Annotated in this window: 16 protein-coding genes and 1 tRNA gene; 16 read left to right on the top strand and 1 reads right to left on the bottom strand. The window is 46.2% G+C overall.

Features of this window, described 5'->3' with window-relative positions; translation table 11 throughout:
- The 7 genes from PHQ97_11590 to aat form a co-directional block, all read left to right on the top strand.
- Positions 1–310: M23 family metallopeptidase (locus PHQ97_11590; protein ID MDD4393374.1), on the top strand; the 310-nt coding region annotated here is incomplete at its 5' end.
- A gap of 323 nt (positions 311–633) precedes the next feature.
- Positions 634–3,156 carry a preprotein translocase subunit SecA gene (gene secA, locus PHQ97_11585; GenBank protein ID MDD4393373.1) on the top strand — a complete coding sequence of 841 codons (2,523 nt, stop codon included), beginning with the start codon at positions 634–636 and terminating at the stop codon, positions 3,154–3,156.
- A 452-nt stretch (positions 3,157–3,608) separates the two neighbouring features.
- Entirely contained in the window at positions 3,609–4,673 is a 1,065-nt protein-coding gene (locus PHQ97_11580; GenBank protein ID MDD4393372.1) for an ATP-binding protein, read from the top strand.
- A gap of 19 nt (positions 4,674–4,692) precedes the next feature.
- On the top strand, positions 4,693–6,399 hold the full coding sequence (locus tag PHQ97_11575) for a sigma 54-interacting transcriptional regulator (protein MDD4393371.1): 1,707 nt from the start codon (positions 4,693–4,695) through the stop codon (positions 6,397–6,399).
- 1,597 nt (positions 6,400–7,996) lie between these two features.
- On the top strand, positions 7,997–8,311 hold the full coding sequence (locus PHQ97_11570) for an ATP-dependent Clp protease adaptor ClpS (GenBank protein ID MDD4393370.1): 315 nt from the start codon (positions 7,997–7,999) through the stop codon (positions 8,309–8,311).
- A 3-nt stretch (positions 8,312–8,314) separates the two neighbouring features.
- A complete protein-coding gene (gene clpA, locus PHQ97_11565; GenBank protein ID MDD4393369.1) occupies positions 8,315–10,549 on the top strand; it encodes an ATP-dependent Clp protease ATP-binding subunit ClpA in 2,235 nt (744 codons plus the stop codon).
- A gap of 267 nt (positions 10,550–10,816) precedes the next feature.
- The gene (gene aat, locus PHQ97_11560; protein ID MDD4393368.1) at positions 10,817–11,503 is read left to right on the top strand and encodes a leucyl/phenylalanyl-tRNA--protein transferase; all 687 of its coding nucleotides are present in this window, start codon (positions 10,817–10,819) and stop codon (positions 11,501–11,503) included.
- Positions 11,504–12,144: 641 nt separating this feature from the next.
- On the opposite strand, the gene PHQ97_11555 is transcribed toward aat, so the two are convergent.
- Positions 12,145–12,221, bottom strand: a tRNA-Arg gene (locus PHQ97_11555).
- A 134-nt stretch (positions 12,222–12,355) separates the two neighbouring features.
- On the opposite strand from PHQ97_11555, the gene PHQ97_11550 reads away from it, so the two are divergent.
- From PHQ97_11550 to PHQ97_11510, 9 genes are all read left to right on the top strand, one after another.
- Positions 12,356–13,339 carry an RNA polymerase factor sigma-32 gene (locus tag PHQ97_11550; GenBank protein MDD4393367.1) on the top strand — a complete coding sequence of 328 codons (984 nt, stop codon included), beginning with the start codon at positions 12,356–12,358 and terminating at the stop codon, positions 13,337–13,339.
- Positions 13,340–13,395: 56 nt separating this feature from the next.
- A complete protein-coding gene (locus tag PHQ97_11545) occupies positions 13,396–15,117 on the top strand; it encodes a tetratricopeptide repeat protein (protein MDD4393366.1) in 1,722 nt (573 codons plus the stop codon).
- A gap of 5 nt (positions 15,118–15,122) precedes the next feature.
- The gene (locus PHQ97_11540) at positions 15,123–15,914 is read left to right on the top strand and encodes a hypothetical protein (GenBank protein MDD4393365.1); all 792 of its coding nucleotides are present in this window, start codon (positions 15,123–15,125) and stop codon (positions 15,912–15,914) included.
- Between the two features lie 17 nt (positions 15,915–15,931).
- Positions 15,932–16,405: a Mut7-C RNAse domain-containing protein gene (locus PHQ97_11535; GenBank protein ID MDD4393364.1), complete on the top strand. Its 474-nt coding sequence runs from the start codon at positions 15,932–15,934 to the stop codon at positions 16,403–16,405.
- 30 nt (positions 16,406–16,435) lie between these two features.
- Positions 16,436–17,314 (top strand): Mrp/NBP35 family ATP-binding protein, encoded by an 879-nt coding sequence (locus PHQ97_11530; GenBank protein MDD4393363.1) that lies wholly within the window; start codon positions 16,436–16,438, stop codon positions 17,312–17,314.
- A 12-nt stretch (positions 17,315–17,326) separates the two neighbouring features.
- Entirely contained in the window at positions 17,327–18,505 is a 1,179-nt protein-coding gene (locus PHQ97_11525) for an HD domain-containing protein (protein ID MDD4393362.1), read from the top strand.
- Positions 18,506–18,600: 95 nt separating this feature from the next.
- Entirely contained in the window at positions 18,601–19,338 is a 738-nt protein-coding gene (locus PHQ97_11520; GenBank protein ID MDD4393361.1) for a UPF0280 family protein, read from the top strand.
- Positions 19,339–19,430: 92 nt separating this feature from the next.
- Positions 19,431–19,916, top strand: coding sequence for an HIT domain-containing protein (locus PHQ97_11515; protein ID MDD4393360.1), 486 nt, complete (start codon positions 19,431–19,433; stop codon positions 19,914–19,916).
- 16 nt (positions 19,917–19,932) lie between these two features.
- Entirely contained in the window at positions 19,933–20,295 is a 363-nt protein-coding gene (locus PHQ97_11510) for a hypothetical protein (protein MDD4393359.1), read from the top strand.
- Positions 20,296–20,417: the final 122 nt, after the last annotated feature.

Below are 20,417 nucleotides of genomic sequence, written 5' to 3'. Positions count from 1 at the left end.
AGAGCTGCACAAAGGGATTGATTTCGCCGCACCCAAAGGTACTCCGGTTGTTGCAACGGCAGATGGCGTGGTTACCTTTTCAGGTACCAAGGGTTTGCTCGGCAAACTGGTCGTGATTGACCATGGCCATGGACTGGTGACCCGCTATGGGCATAATTCCAAAATTTTCAAGAAGCGGGGTGATAAGGTAAAGCGTGGTGATATTATTGCCGAGGTGGGGAGTACGGGGCGAAGCACCGGCCCCCATGTTCATTATGAAGTCCGGCTGAATGGTGTCCCGATCAATCCTTCCAGATATATTTATAATTGATCGTTAACATGGCATATGGCACGTCTGGCGATCCTGACGGCCGCTGGCCTCTGTTGCTGATAAACTTCCTTCCTTTCGCCCCTCTGTTTTTTCATCCATATTTTCGGCGATCCGTTTATAATAACAAAATTTATTGGCTATTTTTATATGATGTATTATAATTTTGCCTTGTGGAATTTTATGATAATTTTAGCGAGTTACGAATTTTGAATTCGACCAGGCGCGTTAATGATTTTATTGCGTATTTTACTTGAATTAAGCCAGCTGATCGACAGCCGCTGACTGATCAGATTGATGAAATATTTCGGAGGAATCGTTCATATATGGTAACCAGATTTTTAACCAGATTGTTTGGCAGTAAAAACGAACGTGAATTAAACAGGCTGCGACCCATTGTGGATCAGATTAATTCACTGGAACCGAAAATTCAGTCGATGAGCAATGATCAGCTCAAGGCGCAGACGGTTTTGTTCAAAGAGCGTCATGGCCGGGGTGAATCGTTGGATTCGTTACTGCCTGAAGCATTTGCAACTGCCAGAGAGGCTTCCGCGCGAGTGCTCAACATGCGCCACTTTGACGTTCAGCTGATCGGCGGAATGGTCCTTCATAAAGGCAGAATTGCGGAAATGAAAACCGGTGAGGGTAAAACGCTCGTGGCTACCCTTCCGGCCTATTTGAACGCAATTACCGGGGACGGGGTGCATGTTATTACCGTCAATGATTATCTGGCCGTTCGGGACACTCAGTGGATGGGGCAGATATATAATTTCCTGGGGCTTTCGGTTGGAAACATCGTTCATGGTCTGGATGATCCGCAGCGAAAAGCTGCTTACAGCGCTGATATTACATACGGTACAAATAACGAGTTCGGATTTGATTACTTAAGAGACAATATGAAGTTTAACAAGGACTCTCTGGTTCAGCCGCTGCTCAATTTCGCCATTGTCGATGAGGTTGACAGTATTCTGATCGATGAGGCCAGAACCCCTCTGATTATATCCGGACCGGCTGAAAAATCCACAAACCTGTATTATCAGGTCAACAGTATTATCCCCCGGCTGGTGCTGGACCGGGATTATACTGTTGATGAAAAGGCCCGGGCCGTCGTGTTGACCGAAGACGGTGTTTCCAGGGCCGAGCATATCCTCCAGGTGGATAATATCTATGATTCCAAGTATATTGAACTGTTGCATCATATCAATCAGGGGCTCAAGGCCCATGCGCTGTTCAAGCGGGATGTGGACTACATTGTGAAAAATGGCGAGGTCATCATCGTCGATGAATTTACCGGCCGCCTGATGCCGGGTCGTCGGTACAGTGAAGGATTGCACCAGGCGCTTGAAGCCAAGGAAAATGTAAAAATCGAAAATGAAAATCAGACACTCGCTACGGTTACGTTTCAGAACTATTTCAGAATGTATAAAAAACTTTCCGGTATGACCGGAACAGCAGACACTGAGGCGGTAGAGTTTAAAAAAATCTATGATCTGGATGTTGCCGTAATCCCAACCAATAAGCCCATGATCAGAACCGATTATCCGGACGTGATATATAAAACCGCAAGAGAAAAATACAACGCGGTTCTGGAAGAAATTATTGAACTGAATAAAAAAGGCCAGCCGGTTCTGGTGGGCACCGTGTCGATCGATGTTTCAGAAGACTTCAGTCAAAAGCTCAAAAAAAGAGGCGTTAAGCATACGGTTTTAAACGCAAAAAACCACGAGAAAGAGGCCGAAATTATTTCCATGGCCGGGCAGAAAGGGGCGGTGACCATTTCAACCAACATGGCCGGTCGTGGAACTGATATCGTCCTTGGGGAAGGGGTTACCGAACTTGGCGGCCTGCACATCATCGGAACGAGTCGTCATGAAAGCAGAAGAATCGATAACCAGCTGCGTGGCCGGTCGGGCAGACAGGGAGATCCGGGCTCCTCACGGTTTTACCTTTCCCTGGAGGACGATCTGCTTCGAATCTTCGGGGGCGAACGGATTACCGGTATTATGGAAAAGCTCGGGATGCAGGAGGGCGAACCCATCGAGCACGGTCTTATCAGCCGGGCGATCGAAAATGCGCAATCGAAAGTGGAAGGTCACAACTTTGATATTCGAAAACAGCTGATCGAATATGATGATGTCATGAACCAGCAGCGGGAAGTCATTTACAAACAGCGTCGGGAAGCCTTGAGCGGGGAAAATCTTAAAGAATCCATCCTGGAAATGATCGAAGAAAAAGCCGAAGAAATTGCCGGCGGGTTTGCCGACGATAAACTTTTGCCGGAAGAATGGGATTTAAAGGGACTTCAGGACGCGGTATTCAAACAATTCAGTTTTCGGCTGAACCTGAATGACGATATCCTGGACGGTTTAATCCGGGACGGCCTTGCCCAGCTGATTTATGATTCAGCCATATCGATTTATAATGAAAAAGAATCACTGATAGGAGAATCAGATTTCAGGCAGTTGGAGCGTATGGTGATGCTGCAGACGGTGGATAGCTTGTGGAAGGACCATCTCCTGAGTATGGATCATTTAAAAGAAGGTATCGGCCTCAGGGGGTATGGGCAGCAGAATCCATTAATTGTTTACAAAAAAGAGGGCTTTGAGTTGTTTCAGGACATGATTTCCAGAATCAAGGAGGAAACCCTCGGCATTCTGTTTAGAATTCAACTTGCCCGGTCGGAAGATATCCCCGAATTAAGGCAACCTGAAAAACAGCCGCTCATATTTTCCCGCGGCGATGAAAGTGTAAAGAAAAAACCCGTCAAACGGAATGATATTAAAGTGGGGAGAAACGATCCCTGTCCGTGTGGCAGCGGGAAAAAATATAAAAAATGTTGTGGAATGTAGGGACTTGCGTAACGATATCTTCACCTCATAAGTGCCTCAATCACTTAACGTTGCGAACTTATTGTTCTGCGAATCCCAAGCGCCGCTTTAGCTGTCGATCCGCAAATGATTTTAAAATCACGATCATCGGTCGGCCTTTAGATTCCCGCTTTCCCGCTTCGCTCGAAACGCGGAGAACGCAGAGCTTAGAAACGGTGGTTTTGGCCGCTGCGCGCTCTGTGCCTCGAGCGAAGCGGGCGGGCGGTAGAAAATTAAAGAGTTTTTTGTAACGGCAATTCCATGTAAATTGGGTTGCAGGCACGGCCTGCGTTAGAACCAGGGCCGAAATCTGCGACCTGCCAAAAGGTAAGCTGATGAAACAGTGTAATAAGTGCTGTCAGATAATTGCATCAAAACGTCCCGTACAGGAGAAACCATTCATCCCTTCAACGTGTCTTGAAGCTGACGATGAGATGCTTTCTAAAATTGTCACCATACTTACCGACCCGGTGGTCATTGTCAATGATCGACTCAGGATCGAATGGGTCAATGATGCGGCACGCAAGATATTCGGGGCTGATTTAATCGGTAATACATACCGTAATGTGTTTTTCAATACGGGGATATGTTATCGGGAATGTATCCTGAAAGAGTGCTTTCTGGATGGAAATAGCCACGATATGGAGGTGCAGTTTGTCACGAGTGACGGTCATGCACTGGATCTGTGGTGTACGGCCATGGTGGCCTGCTGTTATCCTGACGGTAGACCGCAGAAAGTGATCAAAATCTGCCGGGACATTACGGATATGAAGGCCTGTCAGTCCGAGGCCATGAGAAATGCACAGCTGGCCTCTCTCGGGGAACTGACCGGGGCAATTGCGCATGAAATCAACAATCCTGTTACCGGAATCATTAATTATGCCCAGATATTGATGGATCAGTACGGCGAGGAGGCGCGTGATGCAGAAATTCCGAAACGAATTATGCACGAAGGTAATCGTATTGCGGTTATCGTCAGGCAGCTTCAGACATTTGTTGGCGATCAGAATAAAGAGAAAATTCCGGTTCAAATCAAATCCGTTCTGTCAGATACACTGAGCCTGAGCCGTGCGTTGATGAAAAAAGATAATATCCGGATCAATATCGATATCCCGGATGATTTTCCGGCCGTTGGCGCAAATCCTCATCAACTTCAACAAGTGGTTTTAAATATTATAAGCAATGCAAGATATGCCCTGAATAAGAAATATGCAGATTCGAATCCTGATAAAGTGATCGATATTACCGCCAGCGTCAGGGGAGAATCCAATGACAGAAAAGTGCAGATCATAATCACCGATCATGGTATCGGGATTCCTTCCGATATTATCAATAAAATACAGGCCCCTTTCTTTTCGACCAAACCCAGAGGCCAGGCTACCGGATTGGGGTTGTCAATCAGTCATTTGCTCATCAAAGACCTCGGTGGTAAACTCTGGTTTGAATCAAAAGAAGGCAGTTATACGAAGGCTGTCATTGAATTGCCGCTGGAGAATTAAACAGGAGCACATCAGATATATGAGCACGAAAATTCTGATCGTTGATGACGAAGAGAGTATACGGTATACGTTTAAAACCTTTCTGTCGAGGGAAGGGTATGAGGTGTTCAGTGCTCCTGACTATGGAACGGCTATAGATAAGATTGTAACGGTAAGACCGGATTTGATTTTTGCTGATATCCTGCTGGGAGACTACAGCGGCATTGATCTTCTAAAGGCTGTGAAAGAAAAACAGCTCAAATGTCCTGTCATCATGATAACAGGACAGCCCAATGTTGATTCGGCGGCCGATTCGGTCCGACTGGGAGCGTTTGACTATTTGTCTAAACCCGTCTTGAAAGATACGCTGTTGCGGGTTGCCAGAATCGCTCTGGGGCATAAGGCCCTTCTGGATGAAAACGAGCAGATCGAAGCGGATAAGGATCGGTATCGTCATCAGCTGGAGGCAATTTTCCGCAGTATGAAGTCCGCTATCATCACGGTAGACAATACCCGGCATATTACCGAATCCAATCAGTCGGTTGAGACTGTCTTCGGGATTCATTCCGGAGACATCATCGGTAAATTATACGATGATATTTCTCATCCATTTTTTGCTTTGTGCGGTAAATTGCTGGATGACACCCTTGAGAGACAAAAAACGATACAGGAATTTCGAATCGAGTGCCAATGCAGCGAATCCCATCATCAGACCCTGATCGTATGCTCATCGCCACTGGTCGATCGAAGCAATCGGTCCATGGGAGCCGTTCTGGTAATCAGGGATGTAACCCGATTGACAGATCTGGAGCGTGAGCTGAATGAACGGCACGAATTCCGGAATATTATCGGTAAAAGCAAAAAAATGCAGGACCTGTTCAGGCTTGTTGAAAATTTGTCCGACACGGAGACCACCGTCCTGATCAGCGGGGAAAGCGGAACCGGCAAGGGATTGATTGCCAAGGCCATTCACTATAATGGGCCGCGTGCCTCCAAACCGTTTATAACCGTCAACTGTTCGGCTCTGGCTGAAAATCTTCTTGAAAGTGAGTTGTTCGGGCATGTAAAAGGTGCTTTTACAGGTGCAATATCAAATAAAATAGGACGGTTTCAGGCTGCTCACACAGGGACTGTATTTCTGGACGAGATCGGCGAAATTTCGCCGATGCTCCAGGTAAAACTCCTGAGAGTGCTTCAGGATAAAGAATTTGAATGTGTGGGAGATTCAACACCGGTTTATGTTGATGTCCGGGTTATCGCGGCCACTAACCGGCAGCTGAAAAATGAGGTCAGGCTTGGTAGATTCAGAGAGGATCTCTATTATCGGTTGAAAGTGGTCGAAATCATTGTGCCGCCGCTTCGAGAAAAATTTGAAGATGTTCCGCTTCTCGTGAGACATTTTTTTAATAAGTTTAGAAAAAATTTTCATAAACCGGTGAAACGGGTGTCCAGTGAGGTTATGGATGTTTTCATGAATTATCCATGGCCCGGCAATGTCAGAGAGCTGGAACATGCCATTGAACATGCGTTCGTCATCTGCAATGCGGATACCATTATGACCGAGCATATTCCCGTTGAAATTCGTGAATATTCCCGCAGAAAACAGAGCGACGTTAAGAACCGGGGCGAACAAAATTATCAGAATATTCTCAATACGCTTGAGCAGACGGATGGAAACAAGGCCAAAGCAGCCCGTCTGCTTGGAATCAGCAGACAAACCCTCTATCGGAATCTTAAAAAAACTTGATACGCTTTGCCTGATCATGTAACTATGTTACACAATTGGCTTGTTACAATAGTGTAACAGGTTACACACATACCTCTGGACTGTCTCTTTAGCCCGCCTGGAACATTGTTCAATAACGCTCTGATAATATATAAAATAATTAAAAAAATAAATTTTTATTAAAGTCTGGCATGACATTTGTATTAACTAATTATCAATAATACAGGTTCTTGTTAGCGCTGCAGTATGCTGTTTGACAATTATATGTTGGCTGTTGGGAAGTGAGTCGGCTTGTCTATATAAGCTGAGTACACAGTTTTCCCATACATAACCATGCACTAGACGCTCGGGATTCGGATAGGATTCGTCAGCTCCTGTAAAAATGAGATTTTGTTCTATTGATTGATTCCGAAATTTTGTTTTTCAATGCAGTTCGTGTTGAAATCAGGCCTCTTTGTCAGTTGAGTGATATCTGTGGCTGAAGTTGAAGTGACAGTTGAGTGATATCTGCGGTTGAAGTTGAGCTGAAGTTGAAGTGACAGTTGAGTGGTATCTGCGGTTGAAGTTGAGCTGAAGCAGGAAGTGGTTTGACGTCTGATGAAAAAAGTGATCAGATCTCGGAATGTTATCCAACCGATGTTGCAGTTGATACGGTTTGTAGAAGTTGAGTCCTGTTCGGATTCTGTGCGTCTATGTGCAATGGAATAAAAACATATTGGGCCTGTATTTTTTCTTCCTTCAGAATTTTTCGTATTTTCGAGCCCCTGCCCAAATAATATTTCAGAAAAAAACAAGTTGATTTCTGTCTCTCTCCAATTCGTATCGGTTTTTATATCGTTTCATGCGGTTTTGAATTCAAAACGAAATGTATACCTGCATAATGCGAAAGAGTTGGTTCTTGCGTGGAATTCGTGTCCATCCATAAACGTTTATTTTCTTCGTGCGCGTTTTAGCCCCTTTGGAATGCCGGGTTTGTTCCTCCGGGGGGGCACGCTCGGATTTTGATTTTTAAAATGCCCGATGCCGTGCGGCTAAAATTTCTGGTTTTTTTAAATTTGAAAACATATCCTGCTTATCACTATAGTCCTGAGCGTTCCATCACTTGACGACCCTTCTGCTCCACCGGTTAACATTATCCCATGCCTCTGAATGGGGTTTTATTTCATGCCGATATTGCGATTGCATTCCGTTTGAACAAAATGGGGATATATCATATCTTCGGCCACGTTGTCGCGGCCTTAGTCCCGCCCGTTCCAGGCTTTTCAGTGTGATCCGGGGGTATGCCGGGCCCATGAAGCTAAAGCGCAAAAACTCGGCACGCCTCAAACCGTTTGCGTTTTTTAACGCTTCACGGCCCCGGCATCTTTTTTCCGGATCTCGCAATGTCGTCCGCCGGGAACGGGCGGGATTCTGCGGCCGCACTTCGGACTTATGACTGAAGTTATGATCGAGCCCATCTTTTGATATGATTGTTGAAGTAAATCGGTGCATTCCGGTATGATGTCAAATTTGATTGTTACGTTTAGTACCTTTACAATCGTATCGAATGATGATTATAATGGGGCATAAAATTCAGTATATCAGCATAACGCTGTCCATGGAGCCGGAGAATATAATTATGAGTGCGGAAAAACCTTTCGGTGAGGAAGACATATCCTCATCGACCCAGCAGATACAACACGAGCCCTCGCTGTACAGGGTCCTTCTTCATAATGATGACTATACAACCATGGAATTTGTCGTCGATATTCTCAGAATTGTATTTTATAAATCCGCGGAGGAGGCAGTACGAGTCATGCTTCATGTTCACCAGCAGGGTATTGGCGTGTGTGGTGCATATCCGTTTGAGATTGCTGAGACAAGAATGGATACCGTACATGCCCTGGCCAGGGACAGGGGGTTTCCTCTAAAATGCTCAATGGAGAAAATATAACATATGATCAGTAAAGAACTTAATGCTGCCCTTGGTGTTGCGGTTCGGGAGGCAAAAAAACGACGCCATGAATATGTCTGCGTTGAACACATGCTTTTCGCAGTGCTGCAGTTTGACGAGGGTATGGAAATTATTGAAAGCTGCGGAGGAAGTATTGAAAGTCTGAAAAAAGCGCTTGAAACCTTTTTCGGCGAACATATGGATCGGGTTGGCGAGGAAGGCGAATATGTGCTTCAGCAGACGCTGGCTTTTCAGCGAGTAATTCAAAGAGCGGTGAATCATGCCCGTTCGGCTGAAAAGTCGGAAGTGGAGATTGGTGATATTCTGGCGTCCATTTTTCAGGAGAAAGATTCCCATGCGGAATACTTTCTCAAAGCCGAAGGGATTAGCCGGCTGGACGTTTTAAATTTCATTTCCCACAGTTTGCCTGGCAGCCCGGTCAGGCGCAGGGATGTATCCACGTATACAGAGAAAAAAGAAGCCCAAAAATCTTCAGATCCCCTGGAGCTTTTTACGGTTGATCTGGTAAAAAAGGCGGCTGAAGGAAAAGTGGACCCGTTGATCGGCCGGGAGCATGAACTGGAGCGTACGATTCAGGTGCTATGCCGCCGCCGGAAAAACAATCCGGCGTTTGTTGGCGATCCGGGAGTAGGAAAAACCGCGATGGCCGAGGGCCTTGCGTTAAGGATTCATCAGGGGAAAGTGCCGGATATGCTGAAGGATGTCCGGCTTTATTCTCTTGATCTTGGGGGGCTCCTGGCGGGAACAAAATTCAGAGGTGATTTTGAGCAGCGGTTGAAGAGCCTTCTGACGGAATTAACGCAGCAGAAAAATGCCATATTGTTCATAGATGAAATTCATACCATCGTTGGAGCCGGTGCGACAAGCGGTGGAAGCCTGGATGCCTCAAATATTTTAAAACCGGCTTTAACATCCGGGGACATCCGCTGTATCGGATCTACTACCTATGAGGAATATCAGCAGTATGTTGAAAAAGACAGGGCTTTGGCCCGACGGTTTGAAAAAATTGAAATTCTGGAGCCTTCAGTCGAGGAAACCTTTCTGATTCTTAAAGGGCTGAAAGCCTGTTATGAAACCCATCACGGCATCGAGTATACGGATCGGGCGTTGAAAGCCGCGGCGGAGTTATCCGCCAAATATATAAATGACCGCTACCTTCCGGATAAGGCAATTGACGTGATCGATGAAGCCGGTGCGTTTATAAAACTTAACGGTACTTCCCGTAGAAAAAAAATCCATGTGCTGGATATCGAAAAAATCGTGGCCAAGATCTCCAGAATTCCGACGCGCAGTGTATCCGTTTCAGATAAGTATCAACTGGAAACCCTTGAAGATCGGTTGAAACAGGTGGTATTCGGTCAGGATGAAGCTATCAGCTCTCTGGTCCGTTCAATCAAGCGGTCCCGGGCAGGCCTTTCAACACCGGGTAAACCGGTGGGGTCGTTTTTGTTTACCGGCCCGACAGGTGTCGGAAAAACCGAGGTGGCCCGGCAACTGGCAAGCATGTTGGGGATTCATTTCCTGCGCTATGACATGAGCGAATATATGGAAAAACATGCGGTGTCGCGATTGATCGGAGCCCCTCCGGGATATATCGGTTTTGATCAGGAAGGACTGCTGACCGATGATATTCGCAAACATCCCTACAGCGTACTGCTTCTGGATGAAATTGAAAAGGCGCATCCTGATTTGTTCAGTATTCTGCTTCAGGTTCTGGATTATGCTACCCTGACAGACAATAATGGTAAAAAGGCTGATTTCAGGAATGTAATCGTCATGATGTCATCTAATGCCGGGGCAAGGGAGATGAACAGTCAAACCATCGGATTCGGTGATATTAAAAACGATATGGCGTCAAAAGGGAAGAAGGCGATTGAAAAAATTTTCAGTCCGGAATTCAGAAACCGGCTCGATGCCATTATTACCTTCAGGCCACTGACTGTCGAAATTATGGAACGGGTGGTGGATAAATTCATGGGGGAACTGAACCGCCAGCTAAGGGACAGGCATATCGTGATTGATCTGTCGGCCGGAGCAAGAACCTGGCTGGGGAAAGGTGGCTATGATCCGCGTTACGGAGCCAGACCTTTGTCCCGTTTAATGCAGACAGAAATTAAGGATAAGCTCTCTGATGAGATTTTGTTTGGCCGTCTGGAAAAAGGCGGCTCCATATTTGTCGATATCAAGGATCAGGTACTCACGTTCAGCTACAAATAGTCTGGCCGGGGCGGCTTTTAAATGCTGATTTGAAACAAATACATTGGACTTGTACGGGCAGCCGCGCTTACGTGAAATTTTGATAGTGTCCATTCATCAATTCGGCTTGCACCGGATGAACGCTATCCAACGCCAGTACCTTCAACGCAATGGCAGACGGTGTCCGCGGTGTGTTTCATATCGGGTTTATTTTCGAAAGTGACCTGTGGCATCCGTCCGTCAGGAGCCGTGCGCTCAGGTGTCCGGAATTTTCAGAAATTTATGACGATGTCGGTTTATCTTCTGTCAGATGATCTTGTATTCCCATCCCCCAGGTTAGCCTCAGAAAACGGTCTGCTGGCCGTTGGAGGGGATTTGACTCCGGAGCGCCTGCTGATGGCATATCGTTTCGGTATTTTTCCATGGTACAGCGATGGAGAGCCCATCCTCTGGTGGTCACCGGATCCGCGTCTGGTACTGTTTCCTGAGGAATTGAAGGTTTCAGGAAGTCTGAAAAAAATCATCAGACAAAATCGGTTTCATGTTACGATGGATAATGTGTTTGAGCAGGTGATGAGATCCTGTGCTCGAGTGCGGTTAATGAAGCATGAAGGAACCTGGATTACCGATGACATGATTGAGGCTTACGTCAAACTTCATGAGGCCGGCTTTGCTCATTCGGTTGAAACCTGGTATGAACAAAAGCTGGTGGGGGGATTGTACGGCGTGTCTCTCGGCAAATGTTTTTTCGGCGAATCCATGTTTTCCTGTATCAGCAATGCTTCCAAGGTCGCATTCGTAAAGCTGGCCGAGCATCTTCAAGCATTGTCCTTTGAGATGATCGATTGCCAGGTAACCACAGACCATCTGCTGAGGTTCGGAGCCAGGGAAATCCCGAGAGATCGTTTTCTGAATCAGCTTGAAATTTCTTTGAAAGCACCTTCCCGGAAAGGCAGATGGCATTTGAGCCAGTGATTGTCTTTTTTGAATTGCCTGCCGTCAGCATACCCTGAAATTATCGGAATCATTACCTGTCTCAGTTATACATCTCTTTTTATAACTGACCTCACCGAATCTCGGAGATCCTGGTTTTACGTATTTTTTGAATCAACACAAGGGTATCGTTTTCAGGGTTCATTGGGGTAAAGCCTTCCCTGATTCAGTCAGACAGCATCCAGAACAGGTTTCATGCAAGGCGAAAAAAATAAAATTTCTGTCGGCTTTGGTGCGTAAGCCGGATGCCATTGCGGTGTTGCTTTTCAGAAGTACGACGCGGGTTGCTACCCACCCGGTATCTCAATGGGTTATGAGCAGTTTCAACAGGAATATACATTCACTGTTTGCAGTTAGGAACTTGAGATGGTATTATACCCATTTTATATCAGGATTTTGGATTCAATTACACGGATGCCGCAGTGATTCAACCGGTTTATCGTATTTACCAATATACATACGGACATATTTACATACGGACATATCAATGCGTTTTTTAAAAGACGGCTCGTTTTAAAATCAGAGAAACGCAACGCACAGAAGGCTGTATGATGAAAAAATTTCTGGGTATAGAAAAAAAAGAGGGGGGAGGGGGGAAAAGACATGTTTGACTCATTCCCTGATGGCGCGCCTGGCAGGATTCGAACCTGCGGCCTACGGATTAGAAGTCCGTTGCTCTATCCAGCTGAGCTACAGGCGCAACAGATAAAGTTGTCGTATATCATATGATAAATAACATGTCCATATTATTTTGGGATAAAAAAATAATGTGGGCACGTTACCGGGTCACAAATAAATACAACCTCTAAAATAAAACACGATGTATAATTTTATATGGATAAAACGCAGAAAACAACTCAAAATCGGTCCGTAAAAAAAGATAGCGCCACCGTTTCATCAAAATCTTCGGCTGCGGGGAAAAATAATGAAACGGCTTCTTCAGAAAAATCGCTGGTAAAATTTGATCCGCTTCAGCGCTATCTGATGGAAATCAGCAGATATAACCTTTTGACCAGAGAAGAGGAAAAGGATTTGGGAACCCGGGTGCAGGAGCACAACGATCAGGATGCCGCCTATATTCTGATCACCTCTAATCTGAGGCTTGTCGTCAAGATTGCTTTGGAGTTTCAAAGAATCTGGATGCAGAATCTGCTGGACTTGATTCAGGAGGGCAACATCGGCCTGATGCAGGCGGTAAAAAAATTTGATCCGTGTAAAAACGTCAAATTTTCATATTATGCTTCATTCTGGATCAAAGCATATATACTCAAATTTATAATGGATAACTGGCGGTTGGTTAAGATAGGAACCACTCAGGGGCAGCGGAAGCTGTTTTTTAAGCTGCGCAAGGAAAAGCAGAAATTGATTGAACAGGGGTTTGATCCCAAGCCCAAACTTCTTTCAGAACGACTGGGGGTATCGGAACGGGAAATCGTGGATATGGATCAGCGTCTTGACGGTTGGGATCTTTCTCTGGATGCGCCTCTGAAAAACGATTCTGATACCGAACGTATTGAATTTATCAGTACCGACTCTGTATCCGCGGAAGCGCAGCTGGCAAAAAAGGAAATGGAAAATATTTTACATGAAAAAATCAGTGAATTCAAAAAGCAGTTAAAACCCAGGGAGCTTGAAATATTCCAGCAGAGAGTATTTTCGGATAATCCATTGACATTGCAGGAAATCGGTGATCGATATAACGTTTCAAGAGAGCGGGTCCGTCAGGTTGAAAAAAATATTACCAAAAAAATGAGAGATTATTTCAAGAAAGAACTGCCGGATTTTGAAGCGTACATCAATGAAGGCAGCTCAGATTAAATGACAAGCCTGCTGAACGTTCCGGCACCATACAGGCCATAATACAGGAAAGTTAAATGACGAATTTTATGAAAACGCTCATCATGTTGATGACCATGATGTTGATTTCGCTTCAAATCACCAGTTGCACGGCGAATAAATCTCAGTATTCACCGGTACGTAAGACGGCATTGCCCGCTTATGAATCGGACAGGCCATATTATGATTTTATCATGTCCCAATTACAACTCAAAACGCGTGATTTAGATAATGCCCTGATGTCCCTTAAAAAAGCTGTCGAAAAAGATCCTGAATCCGTCGTTCTGAAACGGGAGCTGGCATTGGTATATATTGAGCAGAAAGATTCCGCCAATGCAATGAAGATGATCGATCAGATCCTCAGCCGCCATCCGGAAGATATTGACACGCTGATATTATCCGGAAACCTCCGGCAAAGTCTTGGAGACGTGGAAACGGCCGAAAAAAATTATGAAAAAATTTTATCCCTGGATCCGAAACAGAATGATATCTATCTGCTTCTCGGGGATATCTATCTGGAATCAGACCGTCCGGATCAGGCCTTTACCCTGTACAGTCAGCTGATCGGGCAGTTTCCACAATCCTATGTCGGCCATTATTATCTGGGAAGGATATATGCAGAGAAGGGGCAGATTGAAAAAGCCGAACAGGAATATAAAAAAACACTGCAGCTGGCCCCGGATCTCCAGGAACCTCATTTTGACCTGATCCGGTTGTACGAGAAAATCGGAAAGGAAGACAGTGTTATCCGGCAATATCAGGAACTGCTGATCAAAGATCCGGAGAATATTCAAGCGCTTATGGCGCTTGGGTATATTTATTTTAAAGACGGCCGGCTTCAGGACTCCGATAAGTATCTGCTTCAATTGGGGCAGAAGAGCCTGACGGATAAAGTCGTGATTCAGACCGTTATTCAAAACTATCTGGATCAGAATAAGAATTCAGAGGCGGTCATTATTCTGGAGGGAATGCTGAAGGGGGCTCCGAACAGCTCGGAAATCCATTATCTGAAGGGCATTGCGCATGAACGTCTCAAGGATTTTGATCGGGCGGTTGACCATTTGACAAAGGTCAGTCCGGATTCGATGTTTTATACGAATGCGGTCATTCAGACGGCATTTTTGTATCAGGATCAAGGTCAGCTGACGGAGGCCATCGCCTTTTTAAAAGGCGTTATTGAACAGCACCCGGAAATGCCTGAAGTCGGTATCTATTTAGGTTCATTGTATGAGGAAGCCGGGGCGTTTTCAGAAGCACGTGAAGTCTATCAACAGGCGCTGGTCTTAACTCCGGACAATGCGGAACTTCATTTCCGATCGGGTGTGGTCTATGACCGGCTTGGGGATAAAGAATCGTCCATCAGGGAAATGAGGCGCGTGATCCAGCTTGATCCTGAGCATCCCAATGCATTGAATTATCTGGGATATACCTTTGCCGAAATGGGCACAAATCTTGACGAGGCCGAACGTCTCATCCGGGAAGCGCTGAAATATAAACCCGATGACGGCTATATTCTTGACAGTCTGGGGTGGGTTTATTTCAAAAAAGGTCTGTTCAAAGAGGCATTGCAACATCTGGAAAAAGCGGTAAGCCTGGTACCCGAGGATCCCACGATTCTCGAACATCTGGGAGATGTGTACCGGGAATTTGGTAATAAGAAAAAAGCGCTGGATTTTTATCGGCGGTCCATGGAAAAAGCCAAAACGGATGCCTCGGGTATCAACAGCAAGATCCGCAGCTTAACCGGGGAGGACTTATAGCAAATATGAAATGTGTTCGATCAATAGTCGCGTGCGCCGGACTGATCATTTTGTCGGCATGCGGCAGCTTGATGCAAGGAACACCGGTCCGTATGCCTGCTCCCGGGGCATTGCCATCGGATCAAGCCATGTCTGTTTTATTCAATCTGCAACAGAAAAATATCGATTTAAAGACCTTTAAAGGTATCGGCAAGGTCAGATTAATCAACCGCCGTGGATCAGAATCTGCGCGAATGGCATGGGCCGCGTCAGTGGAAGAAAAAATTCGCATGGACGTGCTGTCAGTGACCGGGCAGCCGATGTTCACTGTGTCCAGTGACGGTAAGTGGTTTTATATGCTCTCTTATGCACAGCATCGGTTTCTGAAAAAAGAAACGACCCGGTCAAGCCTGAAACAACTGATAGACATCCCTGTCGAGACCCCGGATATTATTGCGTTGATCGGGGGGCGGATTCCGGTCTGCGAGCATCAGACAGCCTTCCTGTTTTACGATACGGATCGAACCGGCTATGTTCTTGAACTCGTCAGGCGCCGGGGGCAGATTGTGGAAAAAATATATCTGGATGACAGCCGCAGATCCGTAGAGAAAATTGAACGGTTTGATTCATCCGGGGATCTCGTATATCGTGCCGAGTTTCGCAATATCAGCCAAATGGACGGGTTCCTGGTTCCTGTCTGGTTGATGCTGCATGGCAAGGATGGCAGTTCCCTGGAATTGAAAGTTGAAAAATACTGGACGAATATCTTCATTTCTCCATCGGTGTTTGTATTGACACCCCCGGAAAATAGGGGGTAGAAGGTAGTGAAGATAGAATGGATAATGGCGGAAACCTGTGCTTTGCGGTGAAAAAATCTCTGGGGAAGCTTTCAAAGTGGCTCCGGATATTGGGGTTTGATACGGTTTATGAGCAGGATGTTTTACCGGAACAGTTTGCATTGTTGATGAAACAGGGGCGAATCTGTCTGACACGATCCGCCCGGGTTCAACGCATTGACCCATCTCAAACGATCATTTTCATCCGGGCAGACAAACCCCTTGAGCAGCTCCGGCAGGTCGTTCGGGCGCTTGATCTTACTTCGGAAGATATCAAACCCTTTGCCCGATGTAGTCGCTGCAACGTGCCGGTTGAATCCGTCGACAAACAGTTCGTGTTTGGCCGGGTGCCGGATTATATTTGGGAAACTCAGCACCGCTTTGGTATCTGCAGCTGTTGTCAGCGAATATACTGGCCCGGGAGTCATACAATTCGAAGTAAGGAGATTTTTCGGGAGCTTTTTGGACTTTAAAGAAGCGTTTTGCAAGGAGATTGTGGAATTATGTCAAAAGAGAGTCATTGTAATTCGTCGTGTGGGAGCAGCACCTGCGCATCACAAACCGAAGCACAACATAAAAAAGCGCTTGAAGGCAAACAGATTGAACAGTCACTTTCAAGGATTAAATATAAACTGCTGGTGATGAGCGGCAAGGGCGGGGTCGGTAAAAGCAGCATTTCGGCAAATTTAGCTGTTGCTTTTGCCCGGAAGGGGCTCAGGGTCGGTCTCATGGATGTGGATCTTCACGGCCCGAGTATCGGCACCATCATGGGGGCAGGCAGGAAGATCACCTCTTCCGGCGGCAGCCGCATCATACCTGAAATCTGCGATGACCATCTTAAAGTGGTATCCATCGACTATCTGCTTGAAAATAAGGATCAGCCCCTGATTTGGAGGGGGCCTGTAAAAATGGGTGTTATTCGGCAGTTCATTGCCGATGTCCAATGGGGGGATCTGGATATCCTTGTTATCGATTCGCCTCCGGGAACCGGAGATGAACCCCTTACGGTCGCTCAGGCGGTGAAGGACGCCAAAGCGATCATCGTGACGACACCGCAGCAGGTTGCCCTGGCCGATGTGAGAAAATCCATTAATTTCTGCAGAAAAATTGATCTTGATATGCTCGGAATCATAGAAAATATGGGACCGTTTTTCTGCCCGTGCTGTGGAAAATCTGTGGACGTATTCAAGAGCGGGGGGGGCGAGACCATCGCAAAGCAAATGGGGATCGCTTTTCTGGGAACGCTTCCCTTTGATCCCGAATTGACCAAAGCCTGTGACAGCGGCAGGCCGATGAAAGCCGGGAAAAAAGGCAGCGGGTTTTCCGCGGCATTGGATGCCTGTCTGTCCAGGTTATATGACCAGCTTCCAATGGGGGATTGATTCTGACAGCCTATGAATGATTATGGCAACAGGTCGTCTATCTCGCTGAATCATCTGACAGCGGTGTTGAATCAACGCGAGGGGAAAATGCTGTCCCTTCAGGGCACACTGAGCACGGAAGCGGTTCGGCGGACGTATGAAGCCGGTTTCGAGACCGATTATCGACAATCGTTTTCTCTGGATGTGGATCGGATACTGCATTCGCTTGCCTATATTCGCTATATCGATAAAACCCAGGTGTTTTATCTGATAAAAAATGATCACCTCACGCACCGGGTGCTTCATGTGCAGCTGGTGTCTAAAATTGCCCGGACCATTGGAAGATATCTCCGGCTGAATGAAGATCTTGTCGAGGCAATTGCATTAGGACATGATATCGGGCATGCCCCTTTCGGCCATGACGGGGAACGAATCCTGTCGAAGCTGTGTCAGTCTCACGGGATCGGATTTTTCCATCACAATGTGCAGAGCGTTCAGTTTCTCGACAAAGTGGAGCGTAAAGGTAAGGGCTGGAATCTGTGTCTTCAGACGATAGACGGTATCTTATGCCATGATGGTGAGATTCATAATCAGGCGCTTGCACCCGTAAGGGGAAAGCGGTTTGAAACCCTTGACGCTGATATCGTCCGAAAGAAAAATGAATCGGATATCGACCTGATTCCCATGACACTGGAGGGGTGTGTCGTCCGAATGGCCGATACGATCAGCTATATCGGACGGGATATTGAAGATGCCATACGCCTGGGTGTGATCCGCCGGACCGATATGCCGGAAGAAGTCGTCAAGGTTCTCGGCAACACGAATGGAACCATCGTGTATAATCTGGTGACCGATGTGATTCGCCACAGTTATGATAAGGATTATATCACCTTCAGTGGTGAGATATCCGAAGCGCTGAAACGACTGAAGGCTTTTAATCTGGAGCGGATATATCTGTATCCCGGGATGAAGAAACATCTCAAGGTTATTAAAACCCTTTTCGAAAGCCTTTTTGAAACGTGTTTGACGGATATTGTCAATGGCAACCGGTCTTCGGTCATTTTTTCCCACTATCTGGAAAATATGGCCGAAGACTATATCCAACAGCACCGGAAGGAAGAAATCGTCCGGGATTTCATATCCGGAATGACCGACCGGTATTTTCTAAGCCAATGCCCGGCGCATTTGACGGCAAAACTGTCAGGGGCGTGAGCGGTTGCCTGTGGAATTTTCTCATCAGCGGCGGCAACTTTACCGATAATCCGTTACCGTGTGACCGGGGCGCCACATGTCAGGCGCGTTGCATTATGTATCAACCAAGGATTTATAGAAATATTATCCAAAGCGACAGCAGGGTTTGCTTTAAAGTGCTCGTCAAGGAAACAGACCTGCAGGTCCAGGCGGAAAGCCATCTGGAAGAGACGGCAAAAAAGCTCGTGCTGAAATACAGGGGGCACATTGAAGCCTATATCCGGTTGCATCCGGGTTTTGCAACGAGTCTTTCTCCGTGGGTCATTCAGGGGCCGGCGCCGGAAATTGTCCGGGATATGGCTGAAGCCGGCCAAAATGCCGGTGTCGGTCCGATGGCATCAGTTGCCGGAGTTATTTCGCAATATGTCGGAACTGAGCTGCTCGCGTATTCACGGGAAGTGGTCGTTGAAAATGGGGGCGATGTGTTTATGAAAACCCGATTGCCTGCTGTAACCGGAATATATGCGGGCCGCTCTTCCTTTAACCTGCGATTGGGTATACGGGTCCGGTCCGATCTCGGTCCGGTCTCCGTGTGTACATCTTCGGGAACGGTTGGCCACTCCTTGAGCCTGGGAAATGCCGATGCTGTCTGCGTTGTGGCCGGAAAATGTCATTTTGCGGATGCCGCTGCCACGGCAATCGGAAATCATGTAAGATCCGGACAGGATATCCATCACGCCATCGAATTCGGCAAACGGCTTTCTCATATTCAGGGCATCGTCATCATAAAAGACGATCAAATCGGGATGTGGGGCGATATCGAACTTGTCCCGACATCCGGAAAAAATGGTTGAGTTTTCGATGATTAAAGTGTAAGTAATTCAATCCATAGATTTTTTGGACTTATCCTGTAGATGTTGATATTGTTGCAAAACGGGGAATGATCATGAAGAGCATGTGGGCTCCATGGCGGATTGAGTATATACTAGGTGAAAAACAATCCAAATGCATATTTTGCAGTGCATGGTCGGATCCCGGCGAATTGACTCTTTTCAGGGGAAAGACCACCCTGGTGGTTATGAATAAATTTCCCTATACTAATGGGCATCTGCTGGTTGCACCCGTCAGACATGTTTCAGGACTGGATCAGCTCAACACCCTGGAGATGACGAATTTGATGCAGACCATCGATAAGTCCATTGGAATACTGAAGAACGTCATGAGCCCTGAAGGATTCAATGTGGGATTAAATATGGGCAAGGCTGCGGGCGCTGGTGTGGAAGATCATCTTCATTTCCACATTGTTCCGAGATGGTTTGGCGACACGAATGCATTGGCCGTTCTTGCGGATGTACGAGTCATACCGGAGCATTTAACGGTGACCTGCATGAATTTAAAACCATATTTTGATAACCTGGATTTAACGGTTTAAACTAGAGGAGACAACAATGAAAAAAATCAAAATTGCTCTCGGGATAATTGTCGTAGCATTTGTTGCGTTGTTTATTTATCAGAATTTCAGCTTTTTTATGCAAAAACAAGGATTTGACTTAAATCTATATTTTGATAAGTATCAAACCCCCCCGTGTCCGATCGGAATTCTTTTTCTTGGCTGCTTGATAATTGGCTTTCTGGTGTCATTTTTCATGAATCTGATGTATCGGTTTAAAACCAGAAAAAATATAAAAAATCTGAATTCCGTTGTCGATTCCCATGTGGAGGTGATCTCCGAACTTAAAAACGAATTGAAGGCCTCAAAAGGGCAAACCGTTATTCACCAGCCCGAGGTGGTTGAAACAACGGTAAGCTGATGCGGTTTAAATTGTAACGTCTTGTTTGACTTTTTATCTGTCTTCTGCGTTGTATCAAAGCGTACATGCAACAATAAGTATGCGCGATTTGATACGTTTTGAAGACGAGCAAGGTAAATGAG

The sequence above is a fragment of the Desulfobacterales bacterium genome (assembly GCA_028704555.1).
Taxonomy (GTDB): Bacteria; Desulfobacterota; Desulfobacteria; order Desulfobacterales; family JAQWFD01; genus JAQWFD01.
The sequence above is the reverse complement of the archived record's forward strand: the minus strand, read 5'-3'. Positions and strand labels throughout refer to the sequence as shown.

Bases quoted from the DNA above. Each gene is read 5' to 3' on its own strand.
- clpA (MDD4393369.1), top strand. From the start codon at position 8,315: ATGATCAGTAAAGAACTTAATGCTGCCCTTGGTGTTGCGGTTCGGGAG.
- PHQ97_11550 (MDD4393367.1), top strand. From the start codon at position 12,356: ATGGATAAAACGCAGAAAACAACTCAAAATCGGTCCGTAAAAAAAGAT.
- aat (MDD4393368.1), top strand. From the start codon at position 10,817: ATGTCGGTTTATCTTCTGTCAGATGATCTTGTATTCCCATCCCCCAGG.
- PHQ97_11545 (MDD4393366.1), top strand. From the start codon at position 13,396: ATGACGAATTTTATGAAAACGCTCATCATGTTGATGACCATGATGTTG.
- PHQ97_11515 (MDD4393360.1), top strand. From the start codon at position 19,431: ATGAAGAGCATGTGGGCTCCATGGCGGATTGAGTATATACTAGGTGAA.
- PHQ97_11510 (MDD4393359.1), top strand. From the start codon at position 19,933: ATGAAAAAAATCAAAATTGCTCTCGGGATAATTGTCGTAGCATTTGTT.
- PHQ97_11570 (MDD4393370.1), top strand. From the start codon at position 7,997: ATGAGTGCGGAAAAACCTTTCGGTGAGGAAGACATATCCTCATCGACC.
- secA (MDD4393373.1), top strand. From the start codon at position 634: ATGGTAACCAGATTTTTAACCAGATTGTTTGGCAGTAAAAACGAACGT.
- PHQ97_11575 (MDD4393371.1), top strand. From the start codon at position 4,693: ATGAGCACGAAAATTCTGATCGTTGATGACGAAGAGAGTATACGGTAT.
- PHQ97_11530 (MDD4393363.1), top strand. From the start codon at position 16,436: ATGTCAAAAGAGAGTCATTGTAATTCGTCGTGTGGGAGCAGCACCTGC.
- PHQ97_11540 (MDD4393365.1), top strand. From the start codon at position 15,123: ATGAAATGTGTTCGATCAATAGTCGCGTGCGCCGGACTGATCATTTTG.
- PHQ97_11535 (MDD4393364.1), top strand. From the start codon at position 15,932: ATGGATAATGGCGGAAACCTGTGCTTTGCGGTGAAAAAATCTCTGGGG.
- PHQ97_11520 (MDD4393361.1), top strand. From the start codon at position 18,601: ATGTATCAACCAAGGATTTATAGAAATATTATCCAAAGCGACAGCAGG.
- PHQ97_11580 (MDD4393372.1), top strand. From the start codon at position 3,609: ATGCTTTCTAAAATTGTCACCATACTTACCGACCCGGTGGTCATTGTC.
- PHQ97_11525 (MDD4393362.1), top strand. From the start codon at position 17,327: ATGAATGATTATGGCAACAGGTCGTCTATCTCGCTGAATCATCTGACA.